The sequence below is a fragment of the Stenotrophomonas africana genome (assembly GCF_013004645.1).
Taxonomy (GTDB): domain Bacteria; phylum Pseudomonadota; class Gammaproteobacteria; order Xanthomonadales; family Xanthomonadaceae; genus Stenotrophomonas; species Stenotrophomonas africana.
Genome location: NZ_JABEME010000011.1, coordinates 120,517 through 145,847 on the forward strand (window position 1 = coordinate 120,517; position 25,331 = coordinate 145,847).

At 66.9% G+C, this 25,331-nt stretch carries 25 protein-coding genes and 3 tRNA genes; 10 read left to right on the top strand and 18 right to left on the bottom strand.

The features are described 5' to 3' along the window. Positions 1-2: 2 nt before the first annotated feature. The 3 genes from HLA98_RS17505 to HLA98_RS17515 all read right to left on the bottom strand — a co-directional run bounded on the left by HLA98_RS17505 (position 3) and on the right by HLA98_RS17515 (position 1,192). Positions 3-575, bottom strand: a complete 573-nt coding sequence (locus tag HLA98_RS17505) for a TetR/AcrR family transcriptional regulator (RefSeq protein ID WP_057502003.1) — start codon at positions 573-575, stop codon at positions 3-5. An 86-nt stretch (positions 576-661) separates the two neighbouring features. After that, the gene (locus HLA98_RS17510) at positions 662-895 is read right to left on the bottom strand and encodes a DUF1653 domain-containing protein (RefSeq protein ID WP_049445789.1); all 234 of its coding nucleotides are present in this window, start codon (positions 893-895) and stop codon (positions 662-664) included. Between the two features lie 12 nt (positions 896-907). Beyond that, positions 908-1,192 carry a hypothetical protein gene (locus HLA98_RS17515; protein WP_057502002.1) on the bottom strand — a complete coding sequence of 95 codons (285 nt, stop codon included), beginning with the start codon at positions 1,190-1,192 and terminating at the stop codon, positions 908-910. A 403-nt stretch (positions 1,193-1,595) separates the two neighbouring features. On the opposite strand from HLA98_RS17515, the gene HLA98_RS17520 reads away from it, so the two are divergent. From HLA98_RS17520 to HLA98_RS17530, 3 genes are all read left to right on the top strand, one after another. Continuing rightward, the gene (locus HLA98_RS17520; protein WP_057502001.1) at positions 1,596-1,802 is read left to right on the top strand and encodes a hypothetical protein; all 207 of its coding nucleotides are present in this window, start codon (positions 1,596-1,598) and stop codon (positions 1,800-1,802) included. 131 nt (positions 1,803-1,933) lie between these two features. Next, the gene (locus HLA98_RS17525) at positions 1,934-2,494 is read left to right on the top strand and encodes a DUF3011 domain-containing protein (RefSeq protein WP_057502000.1); all 561 of its coding nucleotides are present in this window, start codon (positions 1,934-1,936) and stop codon (positions 2,492-2,494) included. 167 nt (positions 2,495-2,661) lie between these two features. Next, positions 2,662-2,865 (top strand): hypothetical protein, encoded by a 204-nt coding sequence (locus HLA98_RS17530; RefSeq protein WP_005417823.1) that lies wholly within the window; start codon positions 2,662-2,664, stop codon positions 2,863-2,865. A gap of 101 nt (positions 2,866-2,966) precedes the next feature. Here the strand turns inward: HLA98_RS17530 and dxs are convergent, their stop codons facing one another. From dxs to HLA98_RS17565, 7 genes are all read right to left on the bottom strand, one after another. Continuing rightward, on the bottom strand, positions 2,967-4,874 hold the full coding sequence (gene dxs / locus HLA98_RS17535) for a 1-deoxy-D-xylulose-5-phosphate synthase (RefSeq protein WP_049445810.1): 1,908 nt from the start codon (positions 4,872-4,874) through the stop codon (positions 2,967-2,969). Positions 4,875-4,979: 105 nt separating this feature from the next. Further along, positions 4,980-5,645, bottom strand: a complete 666-nt coding sequence (locus tag HLA98_RS17540) for an HNH endonuclease (RefSeq protein WP_019336875.1) — start codon at positions 5,643-5,645, stop codon at positions 4,980-4,982. Between the two features lie 491 nt (positions 5,646-6,136). Continuing rightward, positions 6,137-7,927: an acyl-CoA dehydrogenase C-terminal domain-containing protein gene (locus HLA98_RS17545; RefSeq protein WP_057501896.1), complete on the bottom strand. Its 1,791-nt coding sequence runs from the start codon at positions 7,925-7,927 to the stop codon at positions 6,137-6,139. A gap of 64 nt (positions 7,928-7,991) precedes the next feature. Next, positions 7,992-8,468 carry an LEA/WHy family protein gene (locus tag HLA98_RS17550; protein ID WP_057501895.1) on the bottom strand — a complete coding sequence of 159 codons (477 nt, stop codon included), beginning with the start codon at positions 8,466-8,468 and terminating at the stop codon, positions 7,992-7,994. A gap of 163 nt (positions 8,469-8,631) precedes the next feature. After that, positions 8,632-9,183 (bottom strand): lipocalin family protein, encoded by a 552-nt coding sequence (locus tag HLA98_RS17555; protein ID WP_057501894.1) that lies wholly within the window; start codon positions 9,181-9,183, stop codon positions 8,632-8,634. A gap of 140 nt (positions 9,184-9,323) precedes the next feature. Then, positions 9,324-9,399: transfer RNA gene (locus tag HLA98_RS17560), tRNA-Phe, on the bottom strand. A 73-nt stretch (positions 9,400-9,472) separates the two neighbouring features. Beyond that, positions 9,473-9,548 (bottom strand) — tRNA-Phe (locus HLA98_RS17565). A 334-nt stretch (positions 9,549-9,882) separates the two neighbouring features. Here HLA98_RS17565 and curA point away from each other — a divergent pair. Then, a complete protein-coding gene (curA, locus tag HLA98_RS17570) occupies positions 9,883-10,908 on the top strand; it encodes an NADPH-dependent curcumin/dihydrocurcumin reductase (protein WP_057501893.1) in 1,026 nt (341 codons plus the stop codon). A gap of 86 nt (positions 10,909-10,994) precedes the next feature. On the opposite strand, the gene HLA98_RS17575 is transcribed toward curA, so the two are convergent. Then, on the bottom strand, positions 10,995-11,837 hold the full coding sequence (locus HLA98_RS17575; protein ID WP_046985297.1) for a bifunctional transcriptional activator/DNA repair enzyme AdaA: 843 nt from the start codon (positions 11,835-11,837) through the stop codon (positions 10,995-10,997). 132 nt (positions 11,838-11,969) lie between these two features. Between HLA98_RS17575 and HLA98_RS17580 the strand changes: the two genes are divergently transcribed. Beyond that, the gene (locus HLA98_RS17580; protein ID WP_057501892.1) at positions 11,970-12,731 is read left to right on the top strand and encodes an SDR family oxidoreductase; all 762 of its coding nucleotides are present in this window, start codon (positions 11,970-11,972) and stop codon (positions 12,729-12,731) included. Positions 12,732-12,737: 6 nt separating this feature from the next. Here the strand turns inward: HLA98_RS17580 and HLA98_RS17585 are convergent, their stop codons facing one another. Next, entirely contained in the window at positions 12,738-13,223 is a 486-nt protein-coding gene (locus tag HLA98_RS17585; protein ID WP_057501891.1) for a hypothetical protein, read from the bottom strand. Positions 13,224-13,383: 160 nt separating this feature from the next. Here HLA98_RS17585 and HLA98_RS17590 point away from each other — a divergent pair, with 160 nt between their 5' ends. Beyond that, positions 13,384-13,554 (top strand): hypothetical protein, encoded by a 171-nt coding sequence (locus HLA98_RS17590; protein WP_165284673.1) that lies wholly within the window; start codon positions 13,384-13,386, stop codon positions 13,552-13,554. A gap of 61 nt (positions 13,555-13,615) precedes the next feature. Here HLA98_RS17590 and HLA98_RS17595 read toward each other — a convergent pair. The 4 genes from HLA98_RS17595 to HLA98_RS17610 all read right to left on the bottom strand — a co-directional run bounded on the left by HLA98_RS17595 (position 13,616) and on the right by HLA98_RS17610 (position 16,671). Then, positions 13,616-13,691, bottom strand: a tRNA-Ala gene (locus HLA98_RS17595). A 93-nt stretch (positions 13,692-13,784) separates the two neighbouring features. Continuing rightward, the gene (locus tag HLA98_RS17600; protein ID WP_057501890.1) at positions 13,785-14,711 is read right to left on the bottom strand and encodes an alpha/beta hydrolase; all 927 of its coding nucleotides are present in this window, start codon (positions 14,709-14,711) and stop codon (positions 13,785-13,787) included. Then, the gene (locus tag HLA98_RS17605; protein WP_057501889.1) at positions 14,701-15,594 is read right to left on the bottom strand and encodes an alpha/beta fold hydrolase; all 894 of its coding nucleotides are present in this window, start codon (positions 15,592-15,594) and stop codon (positions 14,701-14,703) included. The genes HLA98_RS17600 and HLA98_RS17605 overlap by 11 nt, the downstream gene beginning before the upstream one ends. A gap of 21 nt (positions 15,595-15,615) precedes the next feature. Next, positions 15,616-16,671: a sugar phosphate isomerase/epimerase family protein gene (locus HLA98_RS17610; RefSeq protein ID WP_057501888.1), complete on the bottom strand. Its 1,056-nt coding sequence runs from the start codon at positions 16,669-16,671 to the stop codon at positions 15,616-15,618. A 101-nt stretch (positions 16,672-16,772) separates the two neighbouring features. On the opposite strand from HLA98_RS17610, the gene HLA98_RS17615 reads away from it, so the two are divergent. After that, entirely contained in the window at positions 16,773-17,354 is a 582-nt protein-coding gene (locus HLA98_RS17615) for a TetR/AcrR family transcriptional regulator (RefSeq protein ID WP_049395558.1), read from the top strand. A 180-nt stretch (positions 17,355-17,534) separates the two neighbouring features. Then, a complete protein-coding gene (locus tag HLA98_RS17620; protein ID WP_057501887.1) occupies positions 17,535-19,865 on the top strand; it encodes a TonB-dependent receptor in 2,331 nt (776 codons plus the stop codon). 71 nt (positions 19,866-19,936) lie between these two features. Here the strand turns inward: HLA98_RS17620 and HLA98_RS17625 are convergent, their stop codons facing one another. Together HLA98_RS17625 and rnd are read right to left on the bottom strand one after the other, a co-directional pair. Next, positions 19,937-21,010, bottom strand: a complete 1,074-nt coding sequence (locus tag HLA98_RS17625) for a hypothetical protein (RefSeq protein WP_057501886.1) — start codon at positions 21,008-21,010, stop codon at positions 19,937-19,939. 90 nt (positions 21,011-21,100) lie between these two features. Further along, complete coding sequence (rnd, locus tag HLA98_RS17630; protein WP_057501885.1) at positions 21,101-22,180, bottom strand: ribonuclease D; 1,080 nt, start codon at positions 22,178-22,180, stop codon at positions 21,101-21,103. An 84-nt stretch (positions 22,181-22,264) separates the two neighbouring features. On the opposite strand from rnd, the gene HLA98_RS17635 reads away from it, so the two are divergent. Continuing rightward, the gene (locus HLA98_RS17635; protein WP_057501884.1) at positions 22,265-24,157 is read left to right on the top strand and encodes a formylglycine-generating enzyme family protein; all 1,893 of its coding nucleotides are present in this window, start codon (positions 22,265-22,267) and stop codon (positions 24,155-24,157) included. Positions 24,158-24,245: 88 nt separating this feature from the next. Next, on the top strand, positions 24,246-25,142 hold the full coding sequence (locus tag HLA98_RS17640) for a M48 family metallopeptidase (protein WP_049447620.1): 897 nt from the start codon (positions 24,246-24,248) through the stop codon (positions 25,140-25,142). The last annotated feature ends 189 nt before the right edge of the window (positions 25,143-25,331 follow it).

The window sequence follows — 25,331 nt, forward strand, 5'->3', positions numbered from 1 at the left end:
GCTTACAGAGGATCGCACAGCTTCAGGGCCTGCTCGGCCATCGCCAGTGCATTGATGCGCTCTTCTTCGTCCAGTGGCCGGCCGTAAGCGGTGGCCCAGTAACCATCCGCCGCACAGCGCGCAGCGTACAGGCGAGGGTCGGTGGCTTCGCCGGGAAACTCGGCCAGCATCGCGCGCTTCCAGTCGCGCCAGTGCGCGAGCAGGGCCGGCTCCATCAGGTTGCCCAGGGTCAGTCCGATGTCGTTGTCCTGTTCCTGCTGCAGCAGATGCTCGAAATTGGCCTGCACATAAGCGCGGCTGAAACGACCATGGCCTTCGGGGTTTTCCTGCAGCAGGGCACGTATCCGCGCTTCGAACTCGCCGATGAGCGCTCCGATGGCTTCATCCACCAGTGCCTGCTTGCTGCTGAAATGATGAAACAACGCACCCTTGCTGACACCGGCGGCCTGCGCGACGTCCTGCACGGTCAGCGCGGCCAGGCCGTGACCGCCGATCACTTCAATGGTGGCCTGCAGCAGTGACTGGCGCACGCTGTCGGGCGCCTTGCGGCGCGAACGGGAAGGGGATGCGGACATGGCAGGAAGAAACCGACTGGACGGTACGATTGTAGCGCAGGCCCGCTGCGTTACCGCGCTGCCGGCCTGGACCGGCAGCGGAACCGTCATGCGTCGATGCGGGCGAAACGCGGTTGCGGTCCGTGCTCGCCCGGCACCTGTTCGACGAACATGGCATAGGGGCGTACCCACAGACCACCTTCGCCATACAGCGCGCGGTACAGCACCATCGGTTGCAGGGTCTCACTGCTGCGGACGATCTCGAGTACTTCGTACTCGCCGCCCTTGAAGTGGCGGTAGCGGCCCGGGGCCAGCGTTGGTAGCGGACTCAGCTCAGCCATGGTGGAAGCGACTCACTTGCGCGCCGGGCTTGCCGGCTTTGCGCAATAGGCGTCGATGGCTTCGGCGGTATTCGCCAGGCCCTGCGCCTGCGCCAGTTCCCACGGGCGCTCACAACGCTGGCTGTGCTCGCACCACTGGTAGCCGGCCGAACCGATGCAGCCATGCGCATCGCGATCACCGCCGACCACCGGCGTGGCTGGCGACGTGGCTACCGCTTCGGCGTGCGTGGGCGCCTTGTCCGGGCTGGCACAGGCGGCCAGGACCAGCAGGGCTGGAATCAGAAGAAGGGATTTCATCGGCGAAGCTCCATGCCTAAAGCAACAGTGTCGGCCGCAGGAAAAACGGCAGCAAGTGCTCAGTGCAGGGCGGCGCGGATCAGTTCCTCGATCAGCACGAGGTAGCTGGCGACGAAGTAGAACTTCAGCAGCGTCCAACGCTGCTGGGAGAAGAAGGTGCGCATGTGGAAGGGGCCCCTGTTGGTGACGATAGTGTGAAGCCCTGCTGACTCCGTGACAAGGATCACGGAAAGAACAGGCTAAACGGGCTCAGGGATGTGAGGGCAGGCAAGGGCTGACCAGAGGGCGCGGCATTTTCGTACAAATCTGATGGGCCATCCCTGAGGTGATCGCTAGCCTGAAGGTGTACCGGTACGTGGCCCGTCCGCCTGCCGTCGCATCCTTCCAACCGCAGGAGCCCCTCATGGTCATTACCGTTCAATGCAACGCCCGGCACTGGTCCGTGCTCGATCCGCAGGCGCATGACGCCACCCGTTATGCGCGGGGCGCCGAGGCTTTCGATGTCGCCGCGGCGCGGGCCCTCGAGCACCACCGTCGCACCGGCCAGCGCAGCACGGTGCGGGTCGAGGCGCTCGGCAGCACGGTGGATGCCCTTCACGTCGGAGACTGACGCCGACCGCCGTGGTGCAGTCAGCTACGGTTGCGTTGTTTGAATGGGGAAAAACCGCCGTCACGCGCCCCCCTGTGCGCCGTGCCGCGAATCCCGGATGCTTGCGCCATCGTATTCATCTGGAGATCTCGATGGGCAAGGCACTCACCTGGCGCACCCTGGCCTGCACCCTGCTGCCAATGCTGGCGGCGGCGGGTGGCGCCCAGGCGCAGAGCTATGGCTACGGCTATGACGATGACCGCTACGGCGGCCGCGAAGGCAGCGGCATCGTGCGCTGCGAATCGATCAAGAACCGCAGCAACGAGTGCCGTGTTGAAGGCCGGGCGCGGATGATCCGCCAGTTGTCCGGTTCACCCTGCGTGGAAGGTGAGACGTGGGGCCAGTCGCGCTACGGCGTCTGGGTGACCCAGGGCTGTCGCGCCGAGTTCGTTGGCGAGTATCGTCGTGGCGGTGGCTGGGGCAACGGAGGCGGCTGGGGCAACGGCAACGGAAACGGTTGGGGCGGTGGTGAGGTGATCACTTGTCATTCCAATGGCCACCGCCAGGAGTACTGCGATGCCCGCATCCGTCGTGGCGTGCGCCTGGTCCGCCAGGATTCACGCAGCGCCTGCATCGAGGGCCAGACCTGGGGCTGGGACCGTCGCGGCATCTGGGTCAGCGACGGCTGCCGGGCGCAATTCCAGGTGAATTGAGTACGCCACTCGAAAATCAGAATAATCTGATACAGCTCACATTTTGAACGTCGTATCTTCTGCGATCAGGGCACCTCTGCGTGCCCCTGATCCCTCGTGATGAAGTCTGCCGTAACCGGCACGCCCGTCCCGCTACCGTCGATACGCTGCCTCAAGGAGTGAGCTGCATGTTGATCCGCCTGCAATGCGAGCAACGCCAATGGCGCGTGCTGCACCCGGACCGGCCGGAACCGATCGAGTTCCGCGATGGTGCCCGGGCGTACGATTTCGCCGAAACCCTTGCACGCCTCCACTTTGTCGACACCGGGCAGCGCGCTGCGGTGCGGGTGGAGGCCAGCGGCGCGTTCGTGGAAGCGGTCAGCTACGGCTGAGGGTTGGGGCTTCCGGAGCTCGTTATCCACGCATGGCGTGGATCGACCCCTGTTCCGCAGTGGATCCACGCCATGCTGGATCCACTGGTTAGTGATCGGCCTCAGCCTGCCGCGCTGAGCGGTGGGGTACCTGCGCCCAGCTGTGGCCAGCGCTTGAGTACCGCCGCGCGGATGCCTGCGGCGTCGATGCCGGCTTCGGCCAGCAGGTCCTCGCGGCTGGCGTGGTGCTGGTAGCTGTCGGGCAGGCCCAGGTGCAGGATCGGGCGCAGCACGCCTTCGGCATTGAGCAGCTCACCGACGCCGGAGCCGGCGCCACCGGCCACCACGTTGTCTTCGATCGTCACCAGCCCCTCGTGCTGGGCGGCGACAGCCAGCACCAGCTCGCGGTCCAGCGGCTTGATGAAACGCATGTTGACCACGCTCAGGCCCAGTTCGCGGCCGACCTGTTCGGCGGCGGCCACCGTGCTGCCGAAGGCGAGCAGGGCGATGCGACTGCCCTGCAGACGCAGCTCGCCCTTGCCGATCGGCAGGGTGGACAGATCGGTGCCGGCAGCCACGCCGGTGCCGGTGCCGCGCGGATAGCGCACGGCGGCCGGGCCCGGGTGCTGCAGGCCGGTGCTGAGCATCTGGCGGCACTCGGCTTCATTGGATGGCGCCATCACCACCATGTTCGGCACGCAGCGCAGGAAACTCAGGTCGAGGTTGCCGGCGTGGGTCGCACCGTCCGGGCCGACCACACCGGCGCGGTCGATGGCGAACAGCACGTCCAGGTCCTGGATGGCCACGTCGTGCACCAACTGGTCGTACGCGCGCTGCAGGAAGGTGGAGTAGATCGCCACCACTGGCTTGCCACCCTGGGTCGCCATGCCGGCGGCGAGGGTGACCGCGTGCTGCTCGGCGATCGCTACGTCGAAATAGCGCTGCGGGTATTCCTTGCTGAAACGCACCAGGCCGGAGCCTTCGCGCATCGCCGGGGTGATGCCGTACAGGCGCGGCTCGGCGGCGGCGGCATCGCACAGCCAGTCGCTGAACACATCGGTGTAGGTTGGCTTCTTGGCACCGGCCTTGGCCACCAGGCCCTTGTCCGGATCGAACGGACCGACGGCGTGGTAACCGATCTGGTCGCCCTCGGCCGGCTCATAGCCCTTGCCCTTGGTGGTCATCACGTGCAGCAGCTTCGGGCCCTTGGAGGCGCGCAGCGTCTTCAGCGTGGACAGCAGGGCGGGCATGTCGTGGCCGTCGATCGGGCCGGTGTAGTGGAAGCCCATTTCCTCGAACATGGTGGAGGGCACGAACATGCCCTTCCAGTGTTCTTCCCAGCGCTTCACGAAGCGCGCGGGGTTGTTCTTCTTGTCGCCGAGGATCTTCTTGCCGCCTTCGCGCAGTGCATTGAGCGTGCGGCTGCCGGTGGCACGGCCGAGCATCTTGGTCAGGCCGCCGACCGCCTCGGAGATCGACATGTTGTTGTCGTTGAGGATCACCAGCAGGTTCGGCTCGGGTTCCATGCCGCCGGCGTGCATCAGCGCTTCGAAGGCCATGCCGGCGGTCATTGCACCGTCACCGATCACCGCAACCACCTGGCGGTTGTCGCCTTCGGACTGGCGGGCGATGGCCATGCCGAGTGCGGCCGAGATCGAGGTCGACGAATGGCCGACGCCGAAGGTGTCGTACTCGCTCTCTTCACGCTTCGGGAACGGCGCCACGCCGTCCTTCTGCTTGACGGTGTGGATCTCGTCGCGGCGACCGGTCAGGATCTTGTGCGGGTAGGTCTGGTGACCGACGTCCCAGACCAGCTGGTCCTGCGGGGTCTGGTACAGGTAGTGCAGGGCCACGGTGAGTTCGATCACGCCCAGGCCGGCGGCGAAGTGGCCGCCGCTCTTGCCCACCGATTCGATGAGGTAGGCGCGCAGTTCGTCGGCGACCGCCCTCAATTCGGATTCGTCGAACGTGCGCAGGTCATCCGGTGTCTGGATGCGCGCGAGGCGGGGATAGCGGGCAGAGTCGATCATCATGTTCGCACTTGTTCTGAACGCCCATTTTCGCCCTCAAACGGGGGTGGGGCAAGCAAACGCCGCCGCCCGTGACAGGACGGTGAGGGTTGCATTTTCAGCGATTCAGGTGCTCAGTTTTGAACGCTTCGGCAATTGCGCCTTCAGGAAGGCCATCTGGTCGGCCAGAATGTTGCGGTTGGACAGGATCAGGTGTTCGATCCAGCTGGGCCGGTAAGGCACCGCCAGCAGCGGCATTCCGGCCTGCTGCGGGGTGCGGTCGCTCTTGCGCGAGTTGCAGTGGAAGCAGGCGGTGACCACGTTTTCCCAGCAGTCCAGGCCGCCCTTGGACAGTGGCATGACGTGGTCGCGGGTGAGCGTAGGGCGGTTGAACTGCTGACCGCAGTACATGCATAGATGGGCGTCGCGGGCGAACAGGGCCGGGTTGGTCAGGTTCGGCGTCGGGTCGATCGCGCGGGAGCGGGCGTGGCCGCGGGCGGCGATGATCGGGTGCAGGTCCATCCCGCTCTGCAGGCCGCTGAAGCGGTTGGTGCCGCCATGGATGTGCAGGCAGGGATCGCCGAGCGTCCAGGCGACGGCTTCGCGGGCGTAGAGGCACGCCGCGTCCTGCCAGGTGATCCAGTCCAGTACGCGCCCGTGGGCATCAAGCGAGAGCAGCCGGACCGAGCCGGGGCGATGCAGCGTCGTGGCGTTGGGCGATGCTTCGGCGCCCGGAGCAGAAAACGGAGCTCCGGCTTCGATCAGACCCAAGCGTGTAGTGTCTGTCTCCATCGGGAGAACAGCTTATACCTGAATGTTGACGATTTGTGTATCGCCTGTCGGCGACACGCAAATCGTCAACATTCAGGTCCGCGCATTCCTCCTATCCCCCGCACCTGTCGGTGCGCCCCCCTTAACAAAGGGGGGCTCTTCTCCAGAGGGATTTCGGTGGTTTCCATCCACGCATGGCGTGGATCTACGGTGTCGACCAAGGTCGACACCTACCAGCAGCAGAAATCTGTCGAGGGCGGGGTGGGTCCGGTTGCGGGGGCGTGAGCGCCATGGATGGCGCGACCGAGGCTACAGGGGTGAGGGCGCTTTGCTTGCGAAGTACTGCTTCGCAAGCGCCCGAACGCACAGCCGCCAGCGGCTGGGCCGGGCCCCGGAGGGGGACTTGCGCCGTCCCCCGCAATTGGACCCACCTCGCCATCCCGCAGGAAGCCGGCTGTTGCGGTTGACGGCCAGCGGCCGGCACTACCGCAGGTGCCGGGCGGCAGCCCGGCTCAGGCGCCGAAGCGCTCGTCGTCCATCGTCATCAGTGGGGCGGCGCCGGACTGGATCGCGGCGGCGTGGCTGAGCGTGCGCGGCAGCACGCGGGCGAAGTAGAAGCGAGCGGTTTCGCGCTTGCCCTGGGCGAAGGCGGCGCCGTGCGCGCTGGCGTCGGCGGCGGCCACGCTGCGGGCCCACCAGTAAGCCAGCACCACGTAGCCCGAATAGAACAGGTAGTCGTAGCTGGCCGCGCCCAGTTCGTCCGGATTGCCGGCCGCACGCTGCAGCACGTCCAGGGTCAACTTGCCCCATTCGGCGGCCTTGGCGCGCAGCGGGCCGATGAACTCGGCCAGCGCTTCGTTGCCCTCGTGTTCCTTGGCGAAGGCTTCGATCTCGGCCAGCATCAGCTTCAGGCCGGCGCCCTGGCTGGATGCGGTCTTGCGGCCGATCAGGTCCAGCGCCTGGATGCCGGTGGTGCCTTCATACAGCGTAGTGATGCGCGCGTCGCGGGCCAGCTGTTCCATGCCGTGTTCGCGGATATAGCCGTGGCCACCGAAGCACTGCAGGGCGTTGTAGGTGTTCTCGATGCCCCACTCAGTCTGGCAGGCCTTGGAGATCGGGGTCAGGAAGCTCACCAGAGTGTCGGCGCGCTCGCGCTCGGCGGCATCCTCGGCGTGATGGGCAACGTCGATCAGGGTGGCGGCGTGCAGGGCCAGCAGGCGGCTGCCTTCGACCAGCGACTTCACCGTCAGCAGCATGCGACGCACGTCCGGGTGGACCAGAATCGGGTCAGCCGGCTTGTCCGGGAACTTGGCGCCGCTGAGGGCGCGCGACTGCAGGCGCTCACGGCTGTACTTCAGCGCGTTCTGGTAAGCACGCTCGGACAGGCCAATGCCCTGCAGGCCGACACCCAGGCGCGCAGTGTTCATCATGGTGAACATGGCCTGCAGGCCCTTGTGCGGCTGGCCAACCAGGTAACCCTGCGCGCCATCGAAGTTCATCACGCAGGTGACCGACCCCTTGATGCCCATCTTGTGCTCGATCGAGCCGCAGCGCAGTGCGTTGCGCTCGCCGACGTTGCCTTCGCGGTCGACCTTGAACTTGGGGGTGACGAACAGCGAGATGCCCTTGGCGCCCGGAGGGGCGTCGGGCAGCTTGGCCAGCACCAGGTGCACGATGTTGCCGGTCAGGTCGTGCTCGCCGGCGGTGATGAAGATCTTGGTGCCGGTGATCGAGTAGCTGCCGTCGGCGTTCGGCTCGGCCTTGGTCTTCAGCAGGCCCAGGTCGGTGCCGCAGTGCGGCTCGGTCAGGCACATGGTGCCGGTCCAGCGGCCTTCGATCAGCGGCTTGAGGAAGGCGTCGTGCTGCCAGGCCTCGCCGTGCTGCTTCAGTGCTTCGATGGCGCCGTGCGACAGCAGCGGGAAGTTGCCCCAGGCCAGGTTGGCGGCGTTGATCATTTCGTTGAGCGGCACGCCCAGGGTGTGCGGCAGGCCCTGGCCGCCCAGCTCCGGCGAGGCGGTCAGGCCGGTCCAGCCACCATCGACGAACTGGTCGTAGGCCTGCTTGAAGCCGGGCGGGGTGGTCACTTCACCGGTGGCCTGGTCGAGCACGCAGCCGATCTCGTCGCCGACGCTGTTGAGCGGGGCCAGCACGGTGGCGCTGAAGCGGCCGGCTTCTTCCAGCACGGCATCGACCACATCGGCGGTGGCGTCGGTGAAGCCCAGGCGGGCGAACAGGGGTTCGACCTTGAGCACGTCGTGCAGGGCGAAACGGAGGTCGGAAAGCGGGGCGGTGTAGCTGCTCATCGGTACGTCTCGATTTGATCAGGGCAGGGGAGAGCGGCGCCAGGCGCCGCCGCGGAAAGTGGGGTCAGCGCAGCACGCCGGGCAGGCCCGGGGCCTGGTTGAGGGTGCTGCGGCTGCTGATGTCGAAGCTGCGCTGCTTCTTTTCCTGCGGCGTGGCCGCCACCGTTCCCTTCAGGCCATAGGCCAGGGTACGGTTGCCGGCCAGCGCGTCGGCCACCACCAGGCGTGCGGCCGAGCTGGGCACGAGTTCGACATTGATGACGTCGGCCGAGGTGCCGCCGATGGAGATGCCGGGCTTGGCCAGCAGCGTGCCGGCGTCGCTGTCGCCGACGGTCAATGCCAGCGCGACGTCATCGAAGGTCATGGGCATGGAGCTGTAGTTCTGCAGGCGCAGGGCCACGGTCCAGTTGCCGTCGGCGCGCACGGTCAGCTGTTGCAGGCTGGCCGCCGGTTCCGAAACACGCTTGACGATGCCGTTGTTGCAGGCAACAAGGGCGAGGGTGCACAGGACGATCAAGGCGGTACGGAAACGGGGGAGCATGGGCGCAGGTCCTCTGGAGGGGGTGCGTTGGATAAGCATACTACGGCGTATGGTCGTTTGGATCGCCTGTGGCGACCCGTCGCAGAGGGTAGCGCGTGAAGATGGCGGCCGGGCGTGCGCGGCGCCGGATCGGGCGCGTGTGGCGCGCCGAATGCGGGGCGGTTCAGTTGGCGGGCATGTCGCGCAGCGGGGCCATCAGGCGCAGCGGCTTGAGGTCGTAGCCCATGGCTTCGGCTTTTTCTTTCAGCTGTTCGAATCGGGCGCGATCCATTTCCGGCAGGCGCGAAAGAATCCACAGGTACTTTCGATCGGGTTCGCCGACCAACGCCCACTGATAGTCCGGGTCCAGTGCCAGCACCCAGTAGTCGGCCCAGACCAGCGGCACCCAGCTCAGCCAGTCCGGCACGAAGCGCACCTGCAGTTGGCCGGGATGACCGGCAACCGGGCGTGCTACGCCTTCAGCAACCACACGTTCTCCGTCGCCGTTGCGGCAGGCGTTGGTGACACTGATGCGGCCATCGCGGCGCAGCCCGTAGTTGGCGGTGATTTCGCCAACGCACTGCTTCTGGAACGACACCGGAAGATGCGCGATCTCGTGCCACTGGCCGGCATAGCGATCGATGTCCAGCGCATCGACCGCGCGCACCGGCTCGGCGGCGATCACCGGCAGGGCGGCCAGCAGCAGGCAGGCGAGCAGGGCGGGGCGCAGAGGCATCGGCAGGCTCCAGGCAGGAGTCTGGAGCGTAGGTGTCGCCGCGCGTGCCGGTGTAAATGTTTCGTCAACCGGGCGGTGTGGCTGCCGCTTGCGCGGAGCGCGAACAAAAAAAGACCTGCATTTCTGCAGGTCTCTGAAGATGGTGGCCGAAGACGGAATCGAACCGCCGACACGGGGATTTTCAATCCCCTGCTCTACCAACTGAGCTACTCGGCCAAATTGTGTGGCAACCGTGATCAAACCCGGTTTCCGGAAAAAAAAGACCCGCATTTCTGCAGGCCTTCGAAAGTGGTGGCCGAAGACGGAATCGAACCGCCGACACGGGGATTTTCAATCCCCTGCTCTACCAACTGAGCTACTCGGCCACATGTTTCGTTGCAGCGAGGTCGCTGCCAAGGATGCGTATATTACGGAGGTCGGCTGCCTTCGGCAAGCGTTTTGCCAGGATTTCTTCACATTGCCGTCTGCGCGCTCGCAAGTGCTTGATCCTCCGTCGTGGGGCGGGGCGGGGCCAATCGATCATGGTCTGCGGTGGAAATCAGCAGGTCGCCGCAATCGCCAAAGCTGCAGGGGCAAGGGCTGCGCCGGACAAGCGCGGGTCCGGGCAATGGAACGCTGTTTTCGTGGCCGCCATCGGGGAACGCCGCAGCGTAGTGTCGGCAGTCCTTTCCCGATGCTGGCAACAGCAGAGACCTGGCCATGTCCGATTCCTCCACCACCTCCCGTATCGTGCTGGCGTCGCGTCCGCAGGGGGCGCCGGGTGCGGCCAACTTCCGCTTGGAACAGGCAGCGTTGTCGGCACTGGCCGGTGGCGAGGTGCTGCTGCGCAACCGGTATCTGTCGCTGGACCCGTACATGCGTGGGCGCATGGACGAGGGCCCGTCGTACGCCCCGCCGGTGGCGGTGGGCGCGGTGATGGAAGGGCAGACCGTGGCCGAGGTGCTGCAATCCAACGCCGAGGGCGTAGCCGCAGGTGAGCTGGTGCTGGCGCCGGGTGGCTGGCAGACCCACGCGGTGCTGCCGGCCAAGGCATTGGGGCGCCGCCTGGACCCCTCCGGACTGCCGCTGAGTACCGCGCTGGGCGTGTATGGCATGCCCGGCTTCACCGCCTATTCCAGCCTGCATGAGATCGCCCGCCTGAAGCCGGGCGAGACGCTGGTGGTCGCCGCCGCGACCGGGCCGGTGGGCGCGACCGTAGCCCAGCTGGCCAAGCTGCAGGGCGCGCGCGTGGTCGCCATCGCCGGTGGCGAAGCCAAGCGCGCCTATCTGCAGACGCTGGGGGTGGACGTGGCACTGGATCATCGCGCCGCTGATTTCGTCGTGCAGCTGCGCGCGGCGGTGCCCGCGGGTATCGACGTGTATTTCGAGAACGTGGGCGGCCATGTGCTGGATGCCGTGCTGCCGCTGCTCAACGACTTCGCCCGCATTCCGGTGTGCGGCACCATCGCCACCTACAACGAGCGCGGCGTCGAGCAGCCCGGCCCGGACCGGTTGCCCGCACTGTTCAGCCAGATCCTGCGCCAGCGCCTGACCGTGCGTGGTTTCATCGTGCACGACTTCATCCACCTGTGGCCGGATTTCGAGCGCGAGATGCCGCAGTGGCTGCGCGACGGCCGCATCCAGTACCGCGAGGATGTGGTGGAAGGGCTGGAGAATGCGCCGGAGGCGTTCTTCGGGCTGTTGCAGGGGCGCAACTTCGGCAAGCTGGTGGTGAAGCTGGATTGAGGGCTTGGCGGTGTGCCGACCAAGGTCGGCACCTACCGGAAGCTGAGCGTGCCGACCAAGGTCGGCACCCACTTCAGGCAGTCGAGTCAGGCAGTCGAGGCCTTTTCCCGGCGCAGCAGTTCGCGCTTGCGCGCCACGCCCCAGGCATAGCCGGACAGGTCGCCGTCGCGGCGCACCACGCGGTGGCAGGGGACTGCCACCGCCAGCGGGTTGCTTGCGCATGCGCGTGCCACCGCACGACTCGAGCGTGGCGCACCGATACGCGCAGCGACATCCGCATACGACGCGGTCTGCCCGCGCGGAATCTGCTGCAGTGCCTGCCACACCCGTTGCTGGAATGCGGTGCCGCGGATGTCCAGCGGCAGCGTGGCGCCCCGCGAGGGATCCTCGACCAGGCCCACGACCTGCGCCACCAGTTGCTCATAGCCCTGGTCGGCACCGACCAGTTCGGCCTGGCGGAAGCGTTGCTGCAATGACTGCAGCAGCGTCTCCGGATCGTCGCCGAGCAGGATCGCGACCACGCCGGTCCCGCTGCTGGCCACCAGCACGCTGCCCAGTGAACTTTCGGCAAGCGCGAAGTGGATGACTTCGCCGCGACCACCTGCGCGCCATTGCTTGGGCGTCATGCCCAGCAACTTCGGTGCGTTCTCGTAGAAGCGCCCGCTGGAACCGAAGCCGGCATCGTGGAAGGCGTCGGTGATGCGTTCCTGCTGTTCCAGCCCGGTGCGCAGGCGATCGGCGCGCAGCGCGGCGGCGTATTGCTTCGGGGTCAGCCCGGTGGCCTGTTTGAACAGGCGGTGCAGCCGGGTCGGGCTGCAGCCGGCGATGTCGGCCAGTTCCTGCAGTGAGGGTTCGTCGAGGCTGGTCTGCAGGTGGCGGCAGACCCGTTCGACGCGGGCATCGAGGGCGGTGGTGGCGGTACTGTCCATGGCCGGATTCTGGCACGCGCCGGTTCTGCGGAAACTCCGTTTCCTGCACCGACGGGCCAGGCCCGGAAACGGAGTGTTGGCAGGCCGAAGGCGCGGCATCGTGGCGGCCACTTCACAACCGGCACCACGACCATGCGCCTGAACAACAAGATCGCTCTCATCACCGGTGCCAGCGCTGGCATTGGCCGCGCCAGCGCCCTGCGCTTTGCTGCCGAAGGGGCAAGGCTGGTGCTCAACGCGCGGCGACCGGAGCCGCTGCAGGCGCTGGCCGAGCAGATTCGCGCCGCCGGTGGCGAAGCCGTGGTGCATGCCGCTGACGTGGCCGATCCGGGCACGGCGCAGGCGCTGGTCGATCTGGCCCAGCGGTCATTCGGCGGCCTGGACATCGCCCTCAACAATGCCGGCATGCTCGGCCCGGGCATGCCGGCGGCGGAGTTCCCGGTGGACGCCTGGCGCGAAGTGATGGCGACCAATCTGGATGCGGCCTTCCATGCGGCACGCGCGCAGTTGCCGGCACTGCTGGCGCGCGGTGGCGGCTCGCTGGTGTTCGTCGGCACCTTCGTCGGCCACACCGTGGGATTCCCGGGCATGGCGGCCTATGCGTCAAGCAAGGCCGGGCTGGTCGGCCTGAGCCAGGTGATCGCTGCCGAATACGGCGCGCACGGCGTGCGCAGCAACGTGCTGCTGCCTGGTGGCACCGATACCGAGATGGGCCGGCAGGCGGCACCGACCGGCGATGCCCGCGACTTCGTGCGCTCGCTGCACGCGCTCAAGCGCATGGCCGAGCCGGAGGAGATCGCCAACGCGGCGCTGTTCCTGGCCAGCGACGAAAGCAGTTTCGTTACCGGCACCGCGATGCGCGTGGAGGGCGGGGTGTCGATCACCCGTACCTGAGCGGGCTCACGAGCGTGGCGCGTAGCGGATGCCGCTGCTGGCCATGAAGCCTTTCGGATCGAAACGGGCCCAGGCTTCGCCCCAGTCGAAGCGGGCGAGGCCGCCGGTCAGTTTGCGCCCCAGTGCCGTGGCCAAGATGCGGCGCATGAAAGCGACTTCGGCATCGATCGCGGCCTGGGTCGGCCAGCCGTCTTCCAGCGGCGCACCAGGCAGACTGACACCCATTGCCACCATGTCGAGCTGTTGCCCGTGGAAGCACAGGCTGATGCCAGCGGGTGCACCGCCCAGGCTGAGCCGGTGCAGGCTGAGCCAGTGATAACCGGTGCCGACATCGCGCTCCCCTCGCACCAGGGCGGCGAAGGCGACGCTCGCTTCATCCCGGGACAGGGTGGGGCCGATCAGCGTCGGCAGATTGCCGAGCTGGATGCTGCCGTCGGTCGCATCGAGGAGCATCGGCAACGCGTGCGCTGCGTGCTGGGCAGGAGAGGGCATGTCATACCGGTGGGCGTGGTGCCTCGGATTCTGGCTGCGCGGGGGCCGCGGCGGCAAGCCAGTGCCTGCACATGGCGTTGGCACGGGACTGACCTGCGGCTTACCCGGCAACCTCTAGCGTGGTGGGCAACGCAGGCCCGCCGCCGGCGTGGAGATTTCAATGAACGAGCGAGACAAGGATCAGGCCCCGAAGCAGGGCGTGCAGGAAAGCCGCCAGGACAGGAAGCAGGACGATGTGGCCAAGCAGCGGCCCGGGCAGCGTGATCAACAGGTGCGCGATGCGCACTCGCGCAGCCCGCGGCGCAAGGACGGTGACCAGGAGCCGGCCTGAGTTGCGGACGCTGAAAAGAAAAACCCGCAGATCGCAGGGATCTACGGGTTCTTCTGGATAGTGGTGGAGCCAAGGAGGATCGAACTCCTGACCTCGTCATTGCGAACGACGCGCTCTCCCAGCTGAGCTATGGCCCCACGGCAGGCTTTCAGTGTAGCGCTGCCTGCCGGGCTTGCCAAGCGCCGGGCCGGGACGGCGGCTGGCGTGGATCTGCCACCGTCCCGGCCGCGTCAGGTCAGGGCCTGGCGCAGCAGATCCCCCGCGCGCTGTACCGCTACGCCGGTGGAAACAGCCACGCCTTGCAGATGGATGCAGGCGTGGATCATTCCGGGCAACCGCTCGAGCGTGCAGCCGATACCTGCCGCCTGCAGCCGCCGCGCATACTGCTCGGCCTCGTCACGCAGTGGGTCGTACTCACAGCTGAGCACGGAGGCCGGCGCCAGTCCCCGCAGGTCGGTTGCGTGGGCGGGCGAGGCCAGTGCCAGCGGCGGATCCAGATCACCAAGATAGCCCTTCCAGCAGCGCCGCATCAGTTCGGCGCTGAGGTAGTAGCCACTGGCGTACTCGCGGTAGGAATCGCTGCCCATGCCGGCATCCAGCGCCGGGTACAGCAGCAGCTGGTGGCATGGTTGTGGCAGCCCCCGTTCGCGCAGCAGCAGGCAGCAGGCGGTGGCGAGGTTGCCACCGGCGCTGTCGCCACCGATCGCCAGCCGCTGTGGGTCCAGGCCAAGGCGCTCGGCGTTGTCCTGCAGCCACTGCCAGGCGTCGGCGACGTCATGCAGTGGAACCGGGAACGGATGTTCCGGCGCCAGCCGGTAGCCCACGGCGACAATCACGCAGCCGCCGGCATTGGCCAAGGCGCGGCAGGGACCGTCGTAGACCGCCAGCGAACACTGGAACCAGCCGCCGCCGTGGGCGAACAGCAGGGCCGGCGCCGGTCCATCGGGCAGCCCTTCCGGTGTGTAAAGGCGGACTTCCAATGCATGCCCGTCGCGTGGGATCACCGTGTGCTCGATCACGCGTGCAACCGGCTGCGGCGCCCCCTGCAGCGTCGGCAGCGCACCCTCGCTGATCGCACGCAGTTCCCGCAGGTCGTCGGGCAATGGCTGCGACGCCACGGCGTCGACGAACTGCTGCAGCGCCGGTTCAAGCTGCATGGTGTGCCTCCTGCAGGAACGGCAGCAGCTGTGCAAGAAATGCCTGCGGCGCTTCTTCCATGATGAAGTGGCCGCAGCCCGGCACGATGCTGCCGCGCACGTCATCGGCATGTGGCTGCAGGGTGAGCATCGGCGCGTCGCCGGTGGCGTGTTCGGCGCCGATTGCCAGCACCGGCATCGGCAGCCGGCGCTGCGCGCGCAGCTTGTTCTGGCGGATGGTTTCCGGAATCGCGCGGTACCAGGCGAAGCCTGCGCGCAGCGCGCCGGGGCGGCTGTAGGCGGCGATGTAGGTATCGGCGGCCACTGCATCGCGCCGGTACGACCAGCGATCGAACATGAATTCCAGGTAGGCGCGCTCGCGACCGCTGATGAGCGCCTCGGGCAGATCGGCCACCTGGTTGAACATGAAGTGCCAGAGGAAGATGTTGTCAGCCGGTGCGGCGAAGATGCCCGGCTCGGGCGCCAGCCCGGGAATCACCGCTTCGGTGACCGCCAGCTGGCGCACGGCCTGCGGCTGGTCGCTGGCCAGCGCATAGGCAATCCACATGCCGATGTCATGGCCGACCACCTGGTAACGGTCGTGGCCCAGCGTCTGCATGGTCTGGTGCAGGACGGCGGCGGCACTGCCGGTGTCGTAGCCGTGGGCAGGGCGGTCGGATTCGCCGATGCCCGGCGGATCAACCGCGATGGCTTCGAAACCGGCCTCGGCCAGCGCGTGCAGCACGTGGCGCCAGGCGTACCAGGTCTGCGGCCAGCCGGGAATCAGCAGCACCGGTGCACCGTGGCCTGCAGATACGCAATGCACGCGCTGGCCGTCGATGCGCAGGTAGTGGTGGCGCAGCGAAGCGTCGCCGGCAGCGCCAGCGGAAAGGGAAGTGGTCATGGGGGAGTGCTCCGTCGGGGCTCAGGCGATGCCGAGCATCTGCTGCATCTGTGTGGTGCTGATCGGTGCACCGGCGAAGTCGTCGAAGATCTTGTCGGTGACCGGAATGATGTGGTCGCGGATGAATGCGGCGCCTTCGCGCGCGCCGGCTTCCTGGTCCTTCAGGCAGCACTCCCATTCCAGCGTCGCCCAGCCCTGGTAGTCGTACTGGGCCAGCTTGGAGAAGATCGACTTGAAGTCGACCTGGCCATCGCCCAGCGAGCGGAAGCGACCTGCACGTTCGGTCCAGTCGGCATACCCGCCATAGATGCCTTGGCGGCCGCTGGGGCGGAACTCCGCATCCTTGACGTGGAACATGCGGATCAGCGGGTGGTAGATGTCCAGGTACTCCAGGTAGTCCAGCTGCTGCAGCACGAAGTGGCTGGGATCGAACAGGATGCGGCAGCGCTGGTGCTGACCGACGCGCTCGAAGAAGCGCTCGAAGCTGGTGCCGTCATGCAGGTCTTCGCTGGGATGGATCTCGTAGCAGAGGTTGATGCCGTTGTCCTCGCAGGTATCGAGGATCGGCCGCCAGCGTCGTGCCAGCTCATCGAAGGCCGCGTCGATCAGGCCCGGCGGGCGCTGCGGGAACGGGAACAGATACGGCCATGCGAACGAGCCGGAGAAGGTGCCCATGTCCTGCAGGCCGAGACGGCGTGACGCGCGGGCGGCCAGGTGCAGCTGCTGCTGCGCCCATTCGCTGCGGGCCTTCGGATTGCCGCGCAGTGCTTCCGGGGCGAAGCCATCGCAGAGTTCATCGTAGGCCGGATGCACGGCCACCAGCTGGCCGAGGATGTGGGTGGTGAGCTCGCTGACCTGCAGGCCGTGTTCGGCGAGCGTGCCGCGGATGTCATCGCAGTAATCCTGGCTGTCGGCGGCAGTGGCCAGGTCGAACAGGCGTGCATCCCAGGCGGGAATCTGCAGCGCATTGAAACCGTGGCCTGCGGCCCACTCGGCGATGCCGGCAAGTGAGTTGAACGGGGCCTGGTCGCCGGCGAACTGCGCCAGGTGCAGGCTGGGGCCCTTGAGGGTCTGCATGTGTTGCTCCAATTGTTTGTCAATCGACAAAGAATAGGTGAGACCCTCGCGGTGGTCAACACCCGCGTTACACTGCGCGCCTCACTGGAGCAGGCAGGCAGATGGCAGGGCGACCGCGCGAATTCGACAGGGACCAGGCGTTGCGCAAGGCGATGCTGCTGTTCTGGCAGCACGGCTATGAAGGCACGTCGATGTCGGCACTGGTCGAAGCACTGGGCATTGCCTCTGCGCGCATCTACGCTGCGTTCGGCAGCAAGGAGCAGTTGTTCCGCGAAGCCGTTGCGCTGTACGAGGAAGGCGAGGGCGGCTTCGCGCCGCGCGCGCTGGAGCAGGCCACGCTGCGTGAGGCGATCGGCTCCATGCTGCGTGAAGCGGTGCTGACCTACACCCGTCGCGGGCGCCCGCACGGCTGCCTGGTAGTGTCCTCGGCCAGCAGCGTCTCGCCCGATGGCGAGGGCGTGCGGGACTGGTTGGCCAGCCATCGTCGCCAGCGTACGGCGGCGATCATCGCGCGCCTGCAGCAGGCGCAGTCCGAAGGGGAGCTGGCCGGCGATGTGGCGGTGCAGGCACTGGGCGATCACTTCGCTACGGTGCTGCACGGCATTTCGGTGCAGGCCCGTGACGGGATCAGCCGCGAGCGACTGCTGGCGATGGTCGATGTGGCGTTGGGGCCGCTGCCCTGAGTCAAGCCTTCAGGGCGTGCGGAATGCCCGGCGACTGTGCCGAAACCGCTGGTTTCGCCGGGCGTGGAGGTCGCGCAACGAAATCGTAACAATTTGGGGGATAATGGCGGCTTGCGCAGTTCTCCTCCCTTTTGCCGCCCGGCTCGCGCAGGCCGCACGGACGCCTCCTCAGAGCATTTCATGCCCTCCCATTCCGATTCCCGCCGCCTGTCGGGTATGTCGTCTTCCTTTGTTTCCTTCCGCCGCCACCCGCTGGCCCTGGCCTGTGCCGGCCTGGCTCTGGTCGGCAGCTTCGGTGCCGCCGCGCAGGACAGCGCGCCGACCCCGACCGGGCTGGACACCATCACCGTGACTGCCGAACACCGCGAGCAGAACCTGCAGGAAGTGCCGGTCTCGGTGGGCGTGGTGCAGGGTGAGCGCATGCGCGACTTCACCGCCGGCGGCGACGACACCCTGCTGGCGCTGTCCGGCCGCGTACCGAGCCTGTATGCGGAAACCACCACCGGCCGCATCTTCCCGCGCTTCTACATCCGTGGCCTGGGCAACATCGACTTCTACCTGGGTGCCTCGCAGCCGGTGTCGATCATCCAGGACGACGTGGTGCTGGAACACGTGGTGCTGAAGTCCAACCCGGTCTATGACGTGGACCAGGTGGAAGTGCTGCGCGGCCCGCAAGGTTCGCTGTTCGGCCGCAACACCACCGCCGGCATCATCAAGTTCGACACGTTGAAGCCGACCCAGGACTACACCGGCCGCGTCAGCGCCAGCTATGCGACCTACAACAGCGTGTCGATCGACGGCGGCTTCGGCGGCCCGATCAACGACATCGCCTCGTTCCGCGTGTCGGCCCTGTACCAGCACCGCGACGACTACGTTGACAACACCTACCGCGGCCCGAGCGCCGACGGCACGGTCAGCCCGAAGAAGAACGCCATGGGCGGCTTCGATGACCGCAACGTGCGCGCCCAGCTGCTGCTGACCCCGAGCGACCAGTTCTCGATCCTGGCCTCGGCCCACGCCCGTGACTACGAAGGCACCTCCACCCTGTTCCTGCGCGGCGCGCTGACCAAGGGCTCGAACAAGACCGACGTGCCGCGCGACAAGGTCGCCTACGACGAAGCCGACAACAACCCGCAGGCCTACAAGACCTACGGTGGTTCGGTGAAGGCGCGTTACGACTTCGGCGCGATCGACTTCACCTCGATCACCGCCTACGAGACCACCTCCGGTTACAGCCGCGGCGACACCGACGGCGGTGCCGCGGTGAACTTCCCGGTCAACGGCGTGCCGAACGGCTATGGCCAGTCGATGGGCCGCATCCGTGATCTGGACCAGTGGACCCAGGAATTCCGCCTGGCCAGCCATGACGACAGCGCCCTGCAGTGGCAGGCCGGTGCGTTCTACTTCAACGGCAGCGACACCACCGACTTCTACCAGCGTGCGTGGTTCCTGCAGGGCGCGGCCCGCAACCCGAACAACTGGGTGCGCCTGCGCAACAAGAACACCTCGTGGGCCGGATTCGGCCAGCTGAGCTACGCCTTCACCGACAAGTTCACCGTCACCGCCGGCCTGCGCCAGACCAAGGACGAGAAGCACACCCGCCTGCTGAAGACGGCTGACACGGCCGCCGGCGTGGTCACCTACAAGGGCCGCACCGACGTCAAGATGTCCGACACCACCCCGAGCTGGGATCTGAGCGCGATGTATCAGATCACGCCGGATGTGAGCGTCTACGCCAAGGTCGCGCGCGGCTTCCGTGGCCCGACCATCCAGGGTCGTTCGGCGGTGTTCAATGCCGATTTCACCACCGCCGATTCCGAGACGATCCTGTCCTGGGAAGCGGGTGTGAAGAGCAGCCTGTGGGACAACCGCCTGCGCCTGAACGCCACCGCGTTCACCTACACCGTCAACGACATCCAGCTCAACGGCAACGATTCGGACGGCAACGGCGTGCTGTTCAACGCCGACAAGGCCAAGGCCTACGGTTTCGAAGCGGACATGGAGCTGCGCCCGATCCCGAACCTGACGCTGAGCGCCGGCCTGAGCCTGCTGCACAGCGAGATCAAGGACAAGCGCGTCTACGCGCAGGTCTGCGGCCTCAACGGCCAGGTGGTGTGCACGGTGAATGACCCGACCATCAAGGTCGGTGCCAACACCTTCGCGCAGATCGACGGCAACCCGCTGCCGAACGCGCCGAAGTACAACGTCAACCTGGCCGCCCGCTACGACTTCCCGGTCAGCGACGCCGGCACCATGTTCGTCTCCACCGACTGGAACAAGCAGGGTTACACCAGCTTCGTGCTGTACGACAGCAAGGAGTTCAACTCCAAGGGTGACTTCGAGGGTGGCCTGAAGATCGGCTACTCGGGCAACTACGGTGCCTACGAAGTGGCGCTGTTCGCGCGCAACATCACCAACGAGAAGAACCTCAAGGGTGTGATCGAGAACTACATGGCGGCGGTCTACAACGAACCACGTACCGTCGGCGTCTCGCTGAACATGAACTGGTAAGCCTTACCCCGTCGTGTAACGGAAACGGCGCTCATCGAGCGCCGTTTTTCGTTGCTAGGCATCATCCGTGCTCACGGCGTGGCGCTGACGCCCTTGCCCAGCGCTGCATCGGACGGCGCACTGGGGCCCAGCACCTGCAGCTGCATCGCCTCCATTCGCTCCAGTACCTTGCGCTGCTTGCCGTTGAGGCCGCGAGAGGTGATTGCGATGTGCTTGCGTGCAGCGTCCAGCGGCGCGGGTTGGTAGTGCACCGTGAAGCGGCGCAGGGCGCATCCCGTCAGCTTGTCGACCGGTGCGCAGTCGTTCGCGTTGAAATCGATATCGCCGTCGGCGGCAACAATGAAGGGGCTGAGCAGGATCTGCCCTTCGCTGGCAGTGAAGGCCAGTGGCGCGTGGGCCTTGGCGATGACCGCCTGGATGCGTACGGCAGGGATGTCTTCAGGGACGATCCTGTCATCCCAGTAGCCTTCGGTCGGGCGCGAGGTTTCGTAGTTCTGGGTGCCCCATGCCACGCAGTTGCCGGAGGCCACATGCACCGAGATGCAGACCTGCTGGGAGTGCTGATCGGTCAGGACGCCGGGTGGTACCCAGACCTTCTTCCAGGAATAGAAACGGTAATCGACGTCGGCCAGGCGGGTGGCGCCGATGTCCTTCGATACTTCGTCCGCGGTCCCCAGCGGCTTCAGCTTGGCCACGCGGGTGTTCAGGCGGTAGTTCTCCGCACCGTTCAGCAGATAGGTGCCTGGCGGAATCAGATGCACCTCGAACACGTCCATCAACACCGTCCGCTGCGGGCCGGTTTCCAGTTCGTTGGTGTTGAACAGCTGCACATAGCCCTGGGAGGGAATGTCCTTGTGCTGGAAGGACACCCGCGTCGAGAACCCGGGTAGGTCGGTCGAGCGGTTGCCCAGATGAAAGCCGGGCACCGGAGAGCCGACGCCTGGCCCGCCGTTGTGCACGACATACGGGGCCGGCACCAGCACGGCAACCAGACCGTCGCGGGTGGCACCGTCAATGATGTCCACCAGCTTGGCTGTGTTCTCCTTTTCCTGTGCATAGGAAAGCGGTGCGGCCTGCCCAGAGCATGCCAGGCCCAACGTGGTTAGCAGCAGTGCGCAGGCGGTCGCGATCTTGAGGGTCTGCATCGACGTCTCCTTGTCAGTACCGGTAAACCCTAGCACGGCCCCTGCAGGCTCGAGGTGCATGGCGCCGGCGTGGTCCGGCGCCTTGTGCCATCAACGTGCGGGCAGCAGCGCCTGGAGCTGCGATTCCAGTTCCTGCTGGCGCCAGCCGGCCAGTGCGGCCGGCCACTGGCGACGTTCCAGATAGCTTTCCAGGTGCTTGCGCGAGGCCAGCACGCCATCCGGCAGGCCCAGTTCGCGGCTGCGCTCGGCGACCGCGTCCTGCAGCTTCTTCAGTGCCTGCTTGTTGCTGTCGTTGGCCGGCAGCGCCAGCGGTGCCTCGGCCTCATCGGCCAGCGGTGTGTCCAGCGCCTGCCACACAGCGCCAGCGAGCTTGCGCGGTGCCTTCGGGAACTGTTCGAACAGCGTGCCCAGCGCAGCGGCATCGGCCGGTGGCGTGCGCGCCAGCGTGGCGGCCAGTTCGTTGTCCAGGATCCAGCTCCGCGGGCGGTCGCTGCTGCGGGCCTGGACATCGCGCCAGCGCAGCAGGCGCAGCAGGCGGCGCTGTGCGGCGGCATCGAGGAACTGCGCCGAGCGCATCGCCAGGTGCGGCCAGCGGTCTTCGTCATTGGCGACGCTGGCCAGCAGGCGCTCGCCGTCGTCGTGCAGCCACTGCTGGCGGCCCAGCGCCTGCAGCCTGGCATCGATGGCGTCATGCAGCGCGAACAGGTGCTCGACGTCGTCGGCGGCGTACTGAAGCTGCGATTCCGAGAGCGGACGGCGCATCCAGTCCGAACGGGTTTCGCCCTTGGCCAGCGCCACCCCGGTGATTTCCGCAACCAGCTTTTGGTAACCCATGCCGCCACCGATACCGGCCAGCGAGGCACCGATCTGGGTGTCGAACAGCGGTCGCGGCAACACGCCGCAGGCCCACTTGAAGGCGACCAGGTCTTCGCTGGCGCTGTGCATCACCTTGATGATCGAGTCATCGGCCAGCCAGGGCGCCAATGCTTCTGTCATGCCGGGAATCAGCGGATCGATCAGCAGGATGTCCTGTCCGACGGCCATCTGCACCAGGGCCAACTGCGGCCAGAAGGTGCGTTCGCGGATGAATTCGGTGTCCAGGCCGATGCGGGTCGGACGCTGCTGGAAGTACGGATCCAGCTCGGCGGGGGTGGTGATCCAGGTTGCCACGGGTCAGGGCCTACTACTCGGGTTTGCTCAGGCAGGGGAGAATAGCCTAACGTCGGTCCGCATCCGTGCCGAAGGAGATCCTGCTTGCGTTTTCTGCTGTCGTCCGCGCTGTGCACCGCCCTGGCTGTGGCCCTGGCCGGCTGCACGCCGTCGCCCACGGCAACGCCGGAGCCGGCGCCGGCTGCTGGCGAAGACGCGCGGCCGCAGGAAGGTTCGCAGGTGGACACAGCCCTCGGGAACGGGCAAGGCAGTGTCACCATTGCCGGCGAGGATGCGGCTGAGGATGTGCAGCGGTGGACAGCGCCACGGGTTGATCGGCAGGGGCGCACGCTGGCCCAGCTGCGCCGCGCGGCCGAGAAGGCGTTCAACGAAGGGCATCTGTACGAGGACGCCGACGCAGCGGTTCCGCTGTGGCTGGCGGTACAGGAGGAAGACCCGGATGACCGTCAGGCCCGCATCGGCCTGCAGCGTGCCCGCCAGCGCCTGCAGCAGCAGGCGGACGCGCTGCTGGTGCGGCCGCTGAAGCAACGCGAGGCCCTGGCTGAGGCCAGCCGCCAGGCGCTGGTACTGCTGACGCTCGCGCCGAAGGACGAGAAGGTGCGTGCGCTGCAGGGGCGGGTTGAGACCGCGCAGCGCGCGGTGGCCTACAACCGCGCCGGCGAAGAGGACCTGCGGTCGAACCGGATCGGTGAAGATGGTGACGGTGCCATCGGCAACTTCCGCGAGGCCCTGGCCCTGGATGAACACAACAGCCGGGCGCGGCAAGGCCTGGCAGCGGCGGAGAGTGGCTTGATCCGCCGCGCCGAAGACGCCGCGCGCGTGCGCGACTTCGCCAGCGCGGGCACCTGGCTGGCCGAAGCCAGCAAGGTCCGCGACTCGTCACCGACCATTGCCGATGCCTTCGAGCGCATCGAGCAGATCCGTGCCGCCACGCTGCTGCAGCTGCGCGATGACGGTCTGCGTGATCTGGCCACGCCGCAGGGCCTGAAGCCCGCCCGCGAGAAGTTGGCCGAGGCCCTGCGCATCGCTCTGCCGGGAGACGCGGTGGTGGCCCAGCTGCGCGAGCGTATCGATCTCGCTACCCATTACGGTAGCTTCCGCCCGGGCCAGGTGTTCAGCGACGCCATGCGTGATGGCGGGCGCGGGCCGCAGATGGTGGTGGTGCCGCATGGCGGCTTCCAGATGGGTGCCAGTGATGCCGAGCCTGGATCCAGTGATTCCGAGCGCCCTTCACACTATGTGCGCTTCGATCGCGGTTTCGCGATGGCGATCACCGAGGTTACGGTCAGCGATTTCGAACGTTACGTGAAGGCGTCCAATGCGCGCCCGCGCGCGACCCGGCGTGGCCATTCGGTGGTCTATGACGAGCGTAGCGGCAACTTCATCCGCCGCAGTGGAGTGGACTGGCGCTCTGACTATGACGGCGGCCGCGCGTTGGGCAACTCGCCGGTGATGCACGTCAGCGTGCGTGATGCCGAGAATTACGCGGCGTGGTTGTCCGAGCAGACCGGCCGCAGCTACCGGCTGCCCAGCGAGGCCGAATTCGAATATGCACTGCGCGCCGGCAGCAGCGGGCGCTACCCCTGGGGCGACGCCGGCACGCCGCCGCCCGGCAGCGGCAACTTCACCGGCAGCAAGGATGTCTCCCCGTCCGGGCGGCATTGGCACAACGCCTTCATCGGCTACGGCGATGGCTGGTGGGGACCGGCGCCGGTGGCCAGCTTCCAGGCCAACGCCTTCGGCCTGCACGACATGAGCGGCAACCTCAGCGAATGGGTTGCCGACTGCTGGCATGCCAGTTACCGGCGTGCGCCCTCCGATGGCGCCGCCTGGTTCAACCCGGGCTGTCGCTCGCGGGTGATCCGCGGCGGCAACTGGGCCAATGCGCCCGAACAGACCCGTGCGGCCTGGCGGCAGTCACAGGATTCGGACACCACCAACGCCCGCATCGGTTTCCGCCTGGTGCGGGGCATCTGAGGGGCACCGGGCTTCACCCGCTGCTGGCGTCCGCACACTAAGATTGCGCCGTGCCCGCCGGCCGGCGGGGCCTGCTGGACGACCCCTGATGCGCAATGATCCCTTTTCCCGCTCGCCCCAAGGCCCGCAGCGTCGCGGCCTGTTCGGCAACATTCGCTGGTGGGTGCTGCTGCTGGCCGCCGGCTATGCGGTGTTCTACTGGTTTTCCAACCGCACGGTGGACCCGTACACCGGCGAGAAGGTGATGATCGACAGCAGCCTGGACGCGCGACAGGAGACCGCTTTGGGGCTGCAGGCCTACCAGCAGATCCTGTCGCAGGAACGGCCTATGGATCCCAGCGCACCGATCGCGCGCGATGTGCGCGACATCGCCCAGCGGCTGATTGCCAAGGTCGATGTGGTGGAGACCGCGCTGGCGCAGGAACACGGCGTGCAGCCGGCGCATTTCGCGCGGGATTTCCAGTGGGAGGTGAACGTGATCCCGTCCGATCAGGCCAATGCGTTCTGCCTGCCGGGCGGCAAGATGGCGGTCTACACCGGGCTGGTGCCGGTGGCGCGTACCCGCGATGCGATGGCGGTGGTGATGGGCCACGAGATCGCGCATGCACTGCTGCGCCATGGTGCACAGCGCATGGCCCAGCAGAAGCTCACCCAGATCGGGCAGGTGGCCGGTGCCGCAAGCGGCATGGATGCACAACAGCAACAGATGATGATGTCGGCGATGGGCTACGGGTATCTGCTGCCCTATGCGCGCAGCCACGAAACCCAGGCCGACGAAGTGGGCCTGATGCTGGCCGCAGCGGCGTGCTTCGATCCACGCGAGGCGGTGCCGCTGTGGCAGCGGATGGGCCAGGCCGGTGGCGGCCAGTCGCCGCCGGAGTTCGCATCTACTCACCCGAACCCGGGTACCCGCATCCAGAACCTGCAGGCGCTGATGCCGAAGGCACTCGAGTACCGGCAGAAGTTCTGCGAGCAGGCAAAGTAGGGTGGTGTTCGGCAGGGCTGCGCCCTGCACCTGCCGAAGCAACAGCAACAGCAACAGCAACAGCAACAGCGTGCATTCCGTGGGATGGCGGGGTGGGTCCGGTTGCGGGGGCCGCTGCAAGTACGTCCATGTAAGCTCGGTCGCCGCATCCATGCGGCTCACGCCCCCGCAACCGGACCCACCCCGCCT